Raw genomic sequence first — 12,646 nt, forward strand, 5'->3', positions numbered from 1 at the left:
CGCGCACCGGAGCTCCCCGCACCGGGGGACCTCGCGCAGGCGCGCCCCGTACCGGAGCTCCTCGCGCAGGAGCCCGACCTGCCCCTCGCCGTGGCGTCGAGCAGAACGAATCGATCGACTACACGCCCGTCGAGACCGGTGTCAACGATCGCAGCAACGACGCCGTTCCTCGCAAGAAGCCCTCGCGTCCCAAGCCGCCGAAGCCGCAGAAGAAGCAGGTTCCGTCGACCACGATCAGCAACGCCAAGCCGGCGAAGCATCAGCACACCGATTCCTCACCGCGCAAGCACGTGCCCGTCGGTGAAGGCGTCCGGTTGCAGAAGGTGCTCGCACAGGCCGGTGTCGCATCGCGCCGCGCAGCCGAGGAACTGATCGCCGACGGCCGCGTCGAGGTCGACGGACGCATCGTCACCGAACAGGCATCCGCATCGATCCGAACATCGCTGTGGTCCGTGTCGACGGCACTCGCGTGGTTGTGAAGGAAGAACTGGTTCATCTCGCGATGAACAAGCCGCGTGGATGGCAGTGCACCATGTCCGACGATCTGGGACGCCCGTGCGTCGGAGACATCGTCTCCGAGCGGGTCCAGGCGGGGCAGCGACTGTTCCACGTCGGCCGCCTCGATGCCGACACCGAGGGTCTGTTGCTCTTCACCAACGACGGTGATCTTGCTCATCGCCTGATGCACCCGTCGTTCGAGGTGTCGAAGACCTACCTCGCGACGTTGTCGGGCACCATTCCCCGCACGCTCGGCAAGCAGCTCCGTGAAGGTGTCACCCTCGACGACGGCCCGGTGAAGGTCGACGGCTTCCAGCTGCTCGACATCTCGGACGGCAAGTCGCTCGTCAAGGTGACCCTGCACGAGGGCCGCAAGCACATCGTGCGCCGGTTGTTCGACAAGGTCGGCTTCCCGGTCGGACGCCTCGTGCGTACCGATGTCGGCAACATCGTGCTCGGCGATCAGCGTCCGGGAACATTGCGTGTTCTCGGTCGCGGCGAGATCGGCAAGCTCTACGAATCCGTGGGCCTGTGATGAGTGCGCTCGTCGTTGCGATGGACGGTCCCTCGGGCACCGGTAAGTCGTCGGTATCGCGCCGGCTCGCGTCGGCACTGGAAGCGAGCTACCTCGACACCGGTGCGATGTACCGCGTCGCGACGGTGTGGGTGCTGCGCTCGGGCGTCGAGCCCACCGATGCAGACGCTGTTGCGAAAGCTGTTGCGGCGCTTCCCCTCGAGATCGGCAAGGACCCGCTGGCCGAGACCGTTCTGCTCGACGGTGAAGACGTCAGCGGCGAAATCCGCGGCGACGCAGTCACCAAGGCCGTCTCGGCCGTGTCCGCAGTGCCTGCGGTGCGCGAGCTGTTGGTGCAGATGCAGCGCGACCTTGCGAGCTCGTCGACGCGAATCGTTGTGGAGGGCCGCGACATCGGCACCGTCGTTCTTCCCGACGCGACGTGAAGGTGTTCCTGACTGCCTCACCGGAAGCGCGGGCAGAGCGTCGCAACAAGCAGAACATCGAACAGGGTCGCGTAGACGACTACGAATCCGTGCTCGCGGACGTGCAACGACGCGATCACGCAGATTCGACAAGAGCAGTGTCACCGCTTCGTCCCGCCGAGGATTCGGTGATCGTCGATACCAGCGAGCTGGATCTCGACGGCGTGATCGAGCGTTTGCTGCTCGTGGTGAACGACAGAAGTGGAGCAGTGCAGTGAGTGAAGAATTCTTCTCCGGCGCAGCGGAAACCGCGGGCGACGGAACATGGAGCGACGAGGGCGAGTGGGAGTACGTCGACCTCAACGAGGGCGAAGACGGCGAAGATGCCGTAGCCGTACCGACTCTCGCGTGGTGGGGCGACCGAACGTCGGCAAGTCGACGCTCGTCAACCGCATCATCGGACGACGTGAAGCAGTGGTCGAGGACGTTCCAGGCGTCACCCGCGACCGCGTGTCGTACGAGGCGAACTGGAGTGGTCGACGCTTCCTGGTGCAGGACACCGGCGGTTGGGAACCCGACGCCAAGGGTCTGCAGGCATCCGTTGCGCGCCAAGCCGAATTGGCCATGCACACCGCCGACGCGATCCTGTTGGTCGTCGACGCGCGTGTCGGTTCCACGACGACGGACGAGGCAGTGGCGCGAGTGCTGCGCCGGTCGAAGACTCCGGTTCTGTTGGTGGCCAACAAGGTCGACGACGGACGCACCGAGTCCGAGGTCGCCGCACTGTGGTCGCTGGGTCTGGGGGAGCCGTTGTCGGTTTCCGCGACTCACGGCCGCGGTACCGGTGATCTGCTGGACCGTGTGCTCGAGGCCTTGCCCGAGACGCCGCGTGAGGGCATCCCCGGTGGGGGACCCAGGCGTGTCGCTCTGGTCGGCAAGCCGAACGTGGGCAAGTCGTCGCTGATCAACAAGCTCTCGGGTGACGAGCGCTCGGTGGTGCACGATGTTGCCGGAACCACTGTCGATCCTGTCGACTCGTTGGTCGAATTGGGCGGCAAGACATGGCGATTCGTCGATACCGCCGGACTGCGCAAGCGAGTCAGCCATGCCAGTGGTGCCGAGTTCTATGCGTCACTGCGGACGAAGTCTGCTATCGAGGCCGCCGAGGTCGCGATTCTCCTTCTCGATGCCTCCGAGGTGATCTCGGAGCAGGACATGCGCGTGCTCAGCATGGTCGCCGATGCCGGCCGCGCGTTGGTGTTGGCGTTCAACAAGTGGGACCTGGTGGACGACGATCGTCGTCAGCAGCTCGAAAAGGAGATCGACCGCGATCTCGCCCGGGTGCCGTGGGCGCAGCGAGTGAACATCTCGGCGCAGACGGGCCGAGCGGTGCAGAAGCTCGTGCCTGCGCTCGAGACTGCTCTGGAGTCGTGGGACAAGCGTGTGCCCACCGGCAGGTTGAATACCTGGCTCAAGGAGGTCGTGGCGGCCACTCCGCCGCCGATGCGTGGCGGACGTCTTCCGCGCATCATGTTCGCGACGCAGGCCAGCACCCGGCCGCCGACGTTCGTGCTGTTCACCACCGGCTTCCTCGAGGCCGGCTACCGCCGATTCATCGAGCGGCGTCTGCGTGAGGAGTTCAACTTCGACGGCAGCCCCGTGCGCGTCTCGGTACGAATCCGCGAGAAGCGGGAACGGCCAGGCAAGGGCAACAACCGCTGATGTAGCCCGACCCCGCCCCTGAGCAGGCGATTTCCTCTCAGGGGTAGGGCTGGGGTAATCTCAGCAAGCGCCTTTCGAGGCGCGGCGGGCTGTGGCGCAGCTTGGTAGCGCACTTGACTGGGGGTCAAGTGGTCGCAGGTTCAAATCCTGTCAGCCCGACACATTGCAGTTCAAAGGCGGTTCCGAAGAAATTTGGGGCCGCTTTTTTCGTCTGAGCGTCGCGTGACTGTCACCGGTCTGTCCAGGTGATGGTCTCGAACTCGTGGATATGAACTTGCCGGGGCGTAGCGACGCGTCAAGCGCAAACTTCGAAGAATTCTGCTGTCGGTGCCTGTGCGACTCTGCACGGCATGGCGATGTGCATGGCGTGCGATCTGGAGATGCTCGATTCGGTGGGTTGTACTCGGCGGCCCAGTCGAATACGGAACGGGAGGAGCAAGTGTCACGACTGCCGCACCCCACCGGGAGCGCTTCATCACCCTGGGTGTGACGGCGAGCGGTGCCGGTGTGGCCAGATGCTCTCATGCGGCAGCGGGTGCGCAGTGGATGAGTGCGAACGTGAAGACGGCCACGACTACGTCGACGCGAGCTGCAGGTGGTGCAACGAACCGTTCGGACAGCTCCGCGTGGTGGACAGCCGATGACCCTGCGACCGAGAAGCTACGAATATCAGCGGATGTCACCACTCCGGGGCTGCAAGAGGCACATCGTATTGCTTATGGGCTTTCGCGATTCAACGTGCGACTCGCGGGTGTAGAACTGAAGCATGACCGAGCGGTGATGTTTCGATGCGAGGGTTTGTCATGCGGAACGTCCGCTACGCGTCGACCATGCCCTGAGGTAGCGCGCGGAAACGACACCTGCGACTCGAAGGAACACGATGTCCGAACTGGCACAGACCCGCCCAGGAATCGACGTACCCGCTCCGCCCGTTTTCGAGTCGGTCGACGACGAACGGCAGCACCGAAAGCAACGACTGGCGGCCGCTTTCCGGCTCTTCAGTCAGTGCGGATTCGACGAAGGGGTGGCGGGGCATATCACCGCTCGTGACCCAGAGAAGACAGACCACTTCTGGGTCAACCCCTTCGGTATGCATTTCAGCATGATCAAATCGAGCGATCTGATCCTGGTCGATCACGAGGGTCAGATCGTCGAAGGCAATCGTCCGGTGAACCGTGCGGCGTTCGTCATCCACTCCCAGGTGCACGCGGCTCGACCGGACGTGGTTGCGGCCGCTCACGCACATTCGTTGTACGGCAAAGCGCTGTCGAGTTTGCGGATGGGGCTGGCACCTCTGACTCAGGACGCCTGCGCGTTCTACGACGACCACGCCGTGTTCGACGACTACACGGGTGTCGTTGCAGAGTTGGAAGAGGGCAGGAGAATTGGTGCGGCGCTCGGTCAGCGCAAGGCGATTGTGCTGTCGAACCACGGTCTGCTCACGGTCGGTCGGACCGTGGACTCCGCGGCATGGTGGTTCATCACAATGGAGCGATCCAGTCAGGCACAGCTCATCGCCATGGCGGCGGGTGAACCGAAACCGTTGGATGACGTGACGGCGAAGCTGACGTACAACCAGGTGGGTCTCGAGTACGCGGGGTGGTTCCAGTTCCAGCCGATGTACGACCGAATCGTTGCGCAGCACCCGGAGCTGATGGACTGAACGACATCAGCGACGCGGTCTCCGTCCGAACAGCCGAAACCCCGCTCAGCGACGCGGCTTCCCGGCATCTGAAAACGGTTCTACTTCGATCGGCGGTTTTCTGTCTACTGTTTGCCATCGGGTGCCGAAGACACCGCCGAACATCGCGTGTCGGGTCGCAACGCGAGTTCGGTTCGCAGCGCTGCAATTTGGGAGGTCAGCTCCGCAACCTGGTGCTGCGTCGCCGCCTGGTTCGCGTCGTCCTGTTCGGCCACCTTTTGGACGAGCCAGGACGCCAAGGTGGCTGTGACGACACCGAGCAAGGCGATGCCTGCCACCATCAGTCCGACGGCGATGAAGCGGCCCGTCGCTGTGGTGGGCGAGTAGTCCCCGTAGCCGACTGTCGTGACCGTCGCGGTTGCCCACCACAAGGCGTCGGGGAACGTCTTGATACTCCCGCCCGGTGCTGCGCGTTCGGCGTCGAACATCGCGAGTGACGCAACAAAAACCAGCACTGCGGTTCCGGCGACGGCGTAAGTCACTACCCGCCCACGGAGCGCGCCGCCGATGGAGCGTTGCAGCAAACTGACCAAGGTGAGAAGCCGAAGCAGTCTCAGTGGGCGCAGCATCGGCAGCGCCACAATTGCGAGTTCGTGCAGATGCCGAACGAACCAGCGCGCCCGTTGATCGGCAAGGGCCAGTCGTACCAGGTAGTCGATCCCGAACAAGGCCCAGATCGCGAGGATTGCGTACTCGGCGACGCGTGCGGCCGTGCCGGTCGGTTGACTCAGCACGGTCCAGGTGTAGATCGCCAGGAACGTCAGAGCCGATCCGGCGAGCGGCCATTCGGTTGCTCGCTCCCATTGCCGATAGTTCATGGGCTCGGACTGTACTGCGGGACCGCGGGGCCTGGCCTGACCCATTTCAATGCGCGGCCTAGATTGCGCCGGGCGGTCGGTAGGTCGAATGAATGAATGTCGAGCGAGGACGACTCACATTGCCACGCGGTGCATAGGGTGAGCAGTCGGAGTCCGATTTGTCCGACAGGAGCGTGTCCGCGTGAGTTCACCCATTCTCGTCAAGGGCCAGAACATTTCTCTGCCGGACGACGTGACCGAACTGGATGTCATCGTGTCCTGGGTAGACCCGGAGCGAGATCTCGATGCGTCTGCATTGCTGGTGAATTCGAGCGGGCACGTTCGGTCCGATGCAGACTTCGTCTTCTACAACCAGCCGGAGTCCGCGGACGCGTCCGTTCGTTACCGCGGGAGCAGTAGCACCGACGAAGGCAAACAGGAACGAGTGTCGATCCATCTCGATTCTCTCGCAGCAGAAGTCGACAAGGTGGTCATCGCGGGTAGCTCCGATGATGTTCCGTTGGGTGAATTCGGGAAACTGTCGATGCAGGTGCGGGATCAAACCGGTTCGGTGCTCGGGGAGTTCCTCACCGCCGATGCGTCCTCGGAACGAGCGTTGGTGTTCGGGGAGGTCTACCGGAGAAACGGCGCGTGGAAATTACGCGCGGTCGGGCAGGGCTGGGAATCCGGGTTGGGTGGTTTGGCGCAGGACTTCGGCGTCGACGTCGACGACACCGAGCCGGAAGCGGCAGCGAACGATGTGGTCGTTGTCGAGGTCGCTGACTCGCGTGTGCAGGCAGTCGACACGACCGGTGAGATCGTCGACGTCTCGGTTGTCGACGTCGAACCGCCGAAACGCGGGGTACGCACCAAGAAGCCGGTTGCCAAAAAGGTCACGCCGCCGCAGTTCACCTTGGCAGGGGGAGAAGGCTGGCAGACGGCTCGCCTGTTCTCCGTTGCCGGTGTCGGATCCGGTGAGGAGCAGGAGAAGAGGGCCACCTCGGCACTGATCGCGACGATGCAGGCGGTTCGTCCGTTCGCTCGCGCAATCTGCGCACATGCCGGCGCGCCGTCCGGTCCCTTCGAGGGCTACCTCGAAGTGCAGTTCGCCAAGGGCGAGGGCAAGGTCATCCCCGACGGTGTGTTTCGGGTATCGCGCGCGGGTCAAGTGTGGACCGCGTTGCTGGAAGTGAAGACCGGCACCGGCAAGCTACAGAAGGAGCAGCTCGAGAACTACCTCGACGTCGCGAAACGTCACAGGTACGAGACCGTGCTGAGTTTGTCCAACGACATACCGGCCTCCGCCGGTGAGCTCCCGATCCAGGTGAACAAGACCAAGCTGAACAAGGTATCGCTGCGGCATATCTCGTGGTCCGAGGTCATTCACGAGGCCCGAATGTTGTTGTCGCACGGCGACCTTGCAGATTCATTGCAGGTGTGGATTCTGAGCGAATTCGTCCGGTATCTGACGCATCCGAAGTCCGGCGCGACGGAGTTCGTCGATATGGGTCGCCACTGGGTTGCTGTTCGCGACTCCGTCACCGCCGGAACCCTCCGCTCCAGTGATGTAAAGGCCTTGTCGGTGGCGAACACGTGGGCGTCGCTGTCCAGGCACCTGGCGTTGCGGATGACTGCCGATCTCGGCGTTCCGGTGAAGCATCACCTTCCGAGGAAGTTCAGCGGAGATCCCCAGGCACGCAACGAGTACATCGTCGAGCAGCTCGTTTCCTCCGGGTGCCTCTCGGCCACGTTGCGGATTCCGGATGCCGCCGGAGATGTCACTGTCGAAGCGGACCTGCGTACCAACAAGATCCAGTGCAGCACCGCTATCGACGCACCGACCGACGGGACCGCGCTCCGACGAGCAGCATGGCTGCTCAAGCAATTGAAGAACGCTCCCGCCGACATCCTGGTCGAAGCCGTGTTCTCAGACCCAGGCGAAATATCCTGCGAGAACTTGGCGACCGTGCGAGCGGATACCAAATCGTTGACCGCAGGCCGGATCAGCGAACTGCAGTACTTCACGCTGACGTCACCGACCAAGATGGGTAGCAAGCGCTCCGGATCTGCGGCCAGCTTCATCGGTAGCGTGACCGACGGTCTCGACGCCTTCTACCGCGACGTCGTGCAACCTCTGAAGCCATGGGTCCCGTCGGCCCCGGAGTCGTCGTCCACTGACAACGCGGACGACTGAGCGCCCGGCTGCACGAGTAGCCCACGGCGTCTCCATGAATCCGGGCCCGCAGTGAAATTCAGTCGAGGATTGCTGTTGCCTCGACCTCCACGAGTACGTCCGGTTCGAAGAGGTAGTCGACTCCGATGAGCGAGGCGGGCGGCATGGGAGTCGGAAGTCCGATCTCGACGGCCACCTGTTCGACACCTGCCATGAACTCGGCGATCTTCTCCGGTGCCCAATGGGTGACATTGAACGTCAACCGCACCACGTCGCTGAATGTCGCGCCCGCACCTGCCAATCCGATGGCGGTGTTTCTCAGCGCCTGTGCAACCTGACCCGCAAGGTCGCCAGGGGCCACCGGGGCACCGTCGACGAGGCGTGCGATCTGGCCGCTGACGTGTACGTGGCGCGTTCCGGTACCTACGGCGACATGGTGGTACGGCACGTGCTGAGTCATGCCCTCCGGACTGGAATAGATGACGGACATCGACTTCTCCTCGGTGGTTGCGGCTAGGTATAACATTGATACCTGGTACACGAAAGTCACTTCAAGGAGACGTGGTTTCATGACCGATACCTCGGCCGCGCAGGACGAACTCACCATCAGCGCACCCCACCGCGAGCTGCTCGATCAGGTACTCGACAAATGGTCGCTGGCCGTACTCAACGAGCTCTGCGAACAACCTTCCCGCTTCAACGAACTGCGTCGCGCGATCCCGAACGTGACACAGAAATCGCTCACCGCGACATTGCGCAAACTCGAACGAAACGGAATTGTCGAAAGGGTCCTGCTCAGTTCGCGTCCCGTCGCCGTCGAGTACCGAATCACGCGACTGGGGAAGACGCTTCGGACGCCGATCGATGTCATCTTGCAGTGGGCCAACGACCATATGCCGGAGATCGAACGAGCTCGCGCGGACTTCGACCTTCTCTGACGACGGTCCGAGTCGGCAACTAGAGACTCGGTGTGACCCGAACGGCAGATGACCGACGAGCGACGATGCGGTTGAAGGTGCCGAACTCTGGGCACAGAGAAGATATGACAGATAACGCAAAGCTGACAGTGGAACGCACCATCGAGGCACCCGTCGACGCTGTTTTCGACGTCCTGTCCAATCCCGAGCGGCATCAGGCGCTCGATGGATCGGGCTTCGTACGCAGCGTGGACCACGCCGACCGGATTCAGAAGGTCGGCGAGAAGTTCACGATGAACATGCAGGGCGATCACATGGGCGGCGAGTACCAGACCGACAACCACGTGACCGGCTACATCAAGGACAAGCTGGTCGCATGGAAGACGGCACCCGCAGGCAACGAGCCTCCCGGATGGGAGTGGCTGTGGGAGCTCGAATCTCAGGGCCCCAACGAGACGCTGGTGCGCCACACCTACGACTGGTCCAAGGTCACGGACAAGAAGTTGCTCCAGCAGATCAAGTTTCCGCTGGTCACCGAGGATCAGTTGAACGACACACTCGCTCGACTGGCAGTCGAAGCGACGTCCTGAGTTCAGGCCGCAGGTTTCAGGTCAGCCGAAGAACGCTGTGGTGTCGACAGTCTCGATCGGCATCCAGCGTCGAGGAAAGTCCGCCGGCCCAGATGTAGCCGACAGGTCGACTCCACGGACGGCCAATGCCGACGTCGGCATCTGATCGACGATCAGACCGATGGCATAGGTAGCGGCTCACGTGGAGGCACGGATCGATTCTTCCGGAGCAGGTGCAGGACGTTTCGGTGGCGTCGGGGACCGGCGACAGTTTGCTCGCTGTCAGTTCGGCGTGGACCTCGTCGGGGAGGTCACCGCTGGTTGCACCCCCGCGCGCGTGGCGGGCAAGAATGCGCAGCACCGACTTCCGTTCCGTCGCCGAATATCGGGGGAGTGAGAGCACAGCCGTCTCGCTCTTCTTGCCCGCGGACACGACGCATCGAAACTCGCCTACCTTGTTGTGATCCACGGCAACTGCATCGTTGCGTACCAGGCTGCGTGCCCGCGGGAGCATCGGGTTCGGCCGGGTGACGGCGATGGGTTCCACTCGCCGGATCCAGTCCTTCCCCCACGGCGTCGACCCGAATGCTGCGGGCTGCGGTGTGGTGGCCATCAGCGCGACACCGCCCTCAGCGACAGCGTCTCGCGCAACGTCGAGTCGTCGAGCGCCGCCAGAGCCGACTCGTTGTTGCTCTCGGTCAAACCAGCGATCGCCTTCTTGCGGGTATGGAGTGATGCGATGTGCTCCTCCAGTGTTCCCTCCGTCGTGAGTGCCATGACCGTTACCTGTGACTTCTGTCCGATTCGGTGCACCCGGTCGGTAGCTTGCGCCTCGACCGCGGGGTTCCACCATCGGTCGTAGTGAATTACTGTGCTGGCGCGGGTGAGATTGAGGCCGTACCCCGCCGCCCTCAGACTGAGAATCATGACGGGTGATCGGTCGCTGTTCTGGAATCGGTCGACCATCTTGTCGCGCTTGTCCACGTCGAGCCCGCCGTGGAAGAACGGAATCGGGGCTCCGATGAGGCCTTCGAGATGCTCCGCCAGGATTTCCCCGGTCCGGCGGTACTGAGTGAACACGAGCGCAGCTCGCGAGGATTCGGCGATTTCCTCGACGATGTCGGTGAGCCTGTCGAGTTTGCCGGACCGATCAGCAAGCCGCGCCAAGTCTCCGTTGACGAGGCTGGGTGATTACAGATCAACTTGAGCCGGGTGAGTAGCGCCAGCACTGCTGTTCCTCGTCCGCGGTCGGTGCCGAAACCGGTATCGAATGCTTCCTCCACGGCCGAGTTGTACAGCAGTGCTTGCTCATTCGAGATCGGACACAGAACATCGATGTGGTTCTTCGGCGGCAGATCTGTTGCAACCTCGGCCTTCGTCCGGCGAAGAACGACCGGCGCGATCGCGTTCGACAGTTGTGCGAGTGCGGCCGCCGATCCTCCCTGCTCGATGGGTGCCGAGAATCGTCGGGTGAACCGAGCTCGTGTTCCGAGCAAACCTGGATTGGTGAGATCGATCAAGGCCCAGAGTTCGTCCATGCGGTTCTCGACGGGAGTGCCGGTCAAGGCGATGCGTGTGGTCGAATTCAGCCGACGCGCTGCGCGAGCAATCTTGGTCCGGGAGTTCTTCATGACGTGCGCTTCATCGAAGAACACTGTGCTCCAGGATATTTCGGTCAATCGGTCTGTGTCGGTGCGCAGGGTGGGGTACCCGGTGACTGTCACCGAGCCCGCGGCGGCGCATTGCTCGAGGGTGCGAGACGGTCCGCGGTACACGTTGACGACCAATTCGCCGTCGGAGAAGTTCTCGATTTCTCGTCTCCAGTTGCTGATCAACGACGTCGGGCAAACGACAAGGTAGCTGCCCTCGCCTCGCCGTGCTCCGACGATCATGTGCGCAATGGCCTGGAGCGTTTTGCCCAGCCCCATCTCGTCGGCGAGGATTCCGCCGCCTCCGACCTCGTGAACGGTCGGCATCCAGGCGGCACCGTGCACTTGATAGGGCCTGGGCGTGAAGGCCGAGGCACGTTCGAGCAGATGGTTCTGCAGGAACGGGCTGGCGCGGAGTGCGTCAGCGGCACCGTGTGCCGTCGACAGGCTCGACCCGCCTGCGTTGGGAACCGCGTGCGCCGCAGGCGGGAGTGCATCGACGAGCGCTGGCGGAAGTCCGCTCACGTCGGGATTGTGCTCGACGTGGTTCAGGATCGCCAACCATCCGCGTGCCGATCGACCTACCGCAGAGCTGGTTGCGGTTCGGAGCTCGCCGAGGTTCGCTGCCACGAGTCGCGCGCGCACAGTGCGCACGGCAACGGTTCCGTCCGCGCCGGGAATCGCAAGCTCGACGGGAGTGGTCTCACCTACAGGCGTCGCCCCCGGTGTGCTGTGCCAGACGGCGAAACAATGACGGTGCGGCAGATAGGTAACGTGCGGAGCTGGGTCTGTGTCGGCGGTCGAAAGCATGCACTCTCCGGCGAAGTTCGCTGCCTCGGCTGGGTCCGAAGCTGCCAACACCGTACGCCGTCCGGTGGCATTGTGCCGCATCCGGAATCAGCTTGACTTTTCCGAAAATTACTGTCCTACAGTGCCATCGAGAATGATTCACGCGATGGACCGGTTCAGGATTGCTCGCGAGAACACCACCATGTCGTGCGGCCGCCCACCGTACCGCGAGTCATCGGCGCACCACAGCGAGGGCACGCCGCGTCCGCTTTTCGGAACGGAATGATCTCCCCGGTGTGTACCCCACCCTTCTTTATCGCTGATCGGATCGCGCGGCGCAGAACAACGCGCAGTTCGTCGAGCTCCTCCGTCGTGAGCGTCTTGGCTCGCCTGGACGGGGATTGCCCGCTCTGCCAGAGCACCTCGTCGGCCAGTAGATTGCCCACTCCCGCTATCGCGGCTTGGTCTAGCAGTCGTGCTTGAGAGGTGCACCGCTGGAACCGATTCGGTGGCGGAAGTCGTCGCGACCGATCTCCGCGGCGTCCGGACCGAGAGCGTCGATGTCGGGTTCGAGTCGAACCCGGCCGAGGCGGCGCTTGTCGAACAGTCGGAGCTGCCCCCCGTCGTCGAACGTCATGGAGAAGCGCGTCCACTCCGGCTTGTCGGTCGGGCGCTCACCGACATGAGGATCGCCACCTCCGTACTGCGAGGTGCGCTCACCGTCGGGAGCGGTGACGATGACGCGTCCACCCATGCCGAGGTGAATGCCCAACGTCGGGCCGCTCGAGCCGTCGGCCGTGACGGTTTCGCACCACATCGCCTTGCCGCGTCGACGCGCCTCGGTGAGTTTCCCGCCCGTCAGCACGGGCAATATCGCCTGGCATGTGCGGT

Annotated in this window: 10 protein-coding genes, 1 tRNA gene and 4 pseudogenes; 8 read left to right on the forward strand and 7 right to left on the reverse strand. The window is 63.3% G+C overall.

The features are described from left to right. From RHBS_RS00405 to RHBS_RS00425, 5 genes and pseudogenes are all read left to right on the forward strand, one after another. Window positions 1-1,033 (forward strand): annotated as a pseudogene (locus RHBS_RS00405) (pseudouridine synthase); the annotation flags it as partial. Next, window positions 1,033-1,715 (forward strand): annotated as a pseudogene (cmk, locus tag RHBS_RS00410) ((d)CMP kinase). The pseudogenes RHBS_RS00405 and cmk, both read left to right, overlap by 1 nt. Next, window positions 1,712-3,159: pseudogene (gene der, locus RHBS_RS00415) on the forward strand (ribosome biogenesis GTPase Der). Before cmk ends, der begins: the two co-directional pseudogenes overlap by 4 nt. An 85-nt stretch (window positions 3,160-3,244) precedes the next feature. Continuing rightward, window positions 3,245-3,318, forward strand: a tRNA-Pro gene (locus tag RHBS_RS00420). A 721-nt stretch (window positions 3,319-4,039) separates the two neighbouring features. Then, window positions 4,040-4,822: a class II aldolase/adducin family protein gene (locus RHBS_RS00425; protein WP_121869759.1), complete on the forward strand. Its 783-nt coding sequence runs from the start codon at window positions 4,040-4,042 to the stop codon at window positions 4,820-4,822. Window positions 4,823-4,926: 104 nt separating this feature from the next. On the opposite strand, the gene RHBS_RS00430 is transcribed toward RHBS_RS00425, so the two are convergent. Next, the gene (locus RHBS_RS00430; RefSeq protein ID WP_128644529.1) at window positions 4,927-5,679 is read right to left on the reverse strand and encodes a potassium channel family protein; all 753 of its coding nucleotides are present in this window, start codon (window positions 5,677-5,679) and stop codon (window positions 4,927-4,929) included. A 181-nt stretch (window positions 5,680-5,860) separates the two neighbouring features. Between RHBS_RS00430 and RHBS_RS00435 the strand changes: the two genes are divergently transcribed. Next, window positions 5,861-7,852: a TerD family protein gene (locus RHBS_RS00435; RefSeq protein ID WP_128644530.1), complete on the forward strand. Its 1,992-nt coding sequence runs from the start codon at window positions 5,861-5,863 to the stop codon at window positions 7,850-7,852. A 58-nt stretch (window positions 7,853-7,910) separates the two neighbouring features. On the opposite strand, the gene RHBS_RS00440 is transcribed toward RHBS_RS00435, so the two are convergent. After that, window positions 7,911-8,321: a RidA family protein gene (locus RHBS_RS00440; RefSeq protein ID WP_128644531.1), complete on the reverse strand. Its 411-nt coding sequence runs from the start codon at window positions 8,319-8,321 to the stop codon at window positions 7,911-7,913. 79 nt (window positions 8,322-8,400) lie between these two features. Here RHBS_RS00440 and RHBS_RS00445 point away from each other — a divergent pair, with 79 nt between their 5' ends. Next, on the forward strand, window positions 8,401-8,769 hold the full coding sequence (locus RHBS_RS00445) for a helix-turn-helix domain-containing protein (RefSeq protein WP_128644532.1): 369 nt from the start codon (window positions 8,401-8,403) through the stop codon (window positions 8,767-8,769). Window positions 8,770-8,873: 104 nt separating this feature from the next. After that, on the forward strand, window positions 8,874-9,338 hold the full coding sequence (locus RHBS_RS00450; protein ID WP_128644533.1) for an SRPBCC family protein: 465 nt from the start codon (window positions 8,874-8,876) through the stop codon (window positions 9,336-9,338). Window positions 9,339-9,354: 16 nt separating this feature from the next. Here the strand turns inward: RHBS_RS00450 and RHBS_RS00455 are convergent, their stop codons facing one another. The 5 genes and pseudogenes from RHBS_RS00455 to RHBS_RS29980 all read right to left on the reverse strand — a co-directional run bounded on the left by RHBS_RS00455 (window position 9,355) and on the right by RHBS_RS29980 (window position 12,620). After that, the gene (locus tag RHBS_RS00455) at window positions 9,355-9,930 is read right to left on the reverse strand and encodes a hypothetical protein (protein WP_128644534.1); all 576 of its coding nucleotides are present in this window, start codon (window positions 9,928-9,930) and stop codon (window positions 9,355-9,357) included. Then, window positions 9,930-10,397: a helicase-related protein gene (locus tag RHBS_RS28545; protein ID WP_237668885.1), complete on the reverse strand. Its 468-nt coding sequence runs from the start codon at window positions 10,395-10,397 to the stop codon at window positions 9,930-9,932. Before RHBS_RS28545 ends, RHBS_RS00455 begins: the two co-directional genes overlap by 1 nt. Window positions 10,398-10,558: 161 nt before the next feature. Then, window positions 10,559-11,857 (reverse strand): annotated as a pseudogene (locus tag RHBS_RS31685) (DEAD/DEAH box helicase); the annotation flags it as partial. A gap of 74 nt (window positions 11,858-11,931) precedes the next feature. Beyond that, window positions 11,932-12,201 (reverse strand): hypothetical protein, encoded by a 270-nt coding sequence (locus tag RHBS_RS29975; RefSeq protein WP_306303497.1) that lies wholly within the window; start codon window positions 12,199-12,201, stop codon window positions 11,932-11,934. A 20-nt stretch (window positions 12,202-12,221) separates the two neighbouring features. Next, window positions 12,222-12,620, reverse strand: a complete 399-nt coding sequence (locus RHBS_RS29980) for a DNA-formamidopyrimidine glycosylase family protein (RefSeq protein WP_237668887.1) — start codon at window positions 12,618-12,620, stop codon at window positions 12,222-12,224. Window positions 12,621-12,646: the final 26 nt, after the last annotated feature.

The organism is Rhodococcus sp. BS-15, from assembly GCF_000813105.1.
In the GTDB taxonomy this organism is placed as follows: Bacteria; Actinomycetota; Actinomycetes; order Mycobacteriales; family Mycobacteriaceae; genus Rhodococcoides.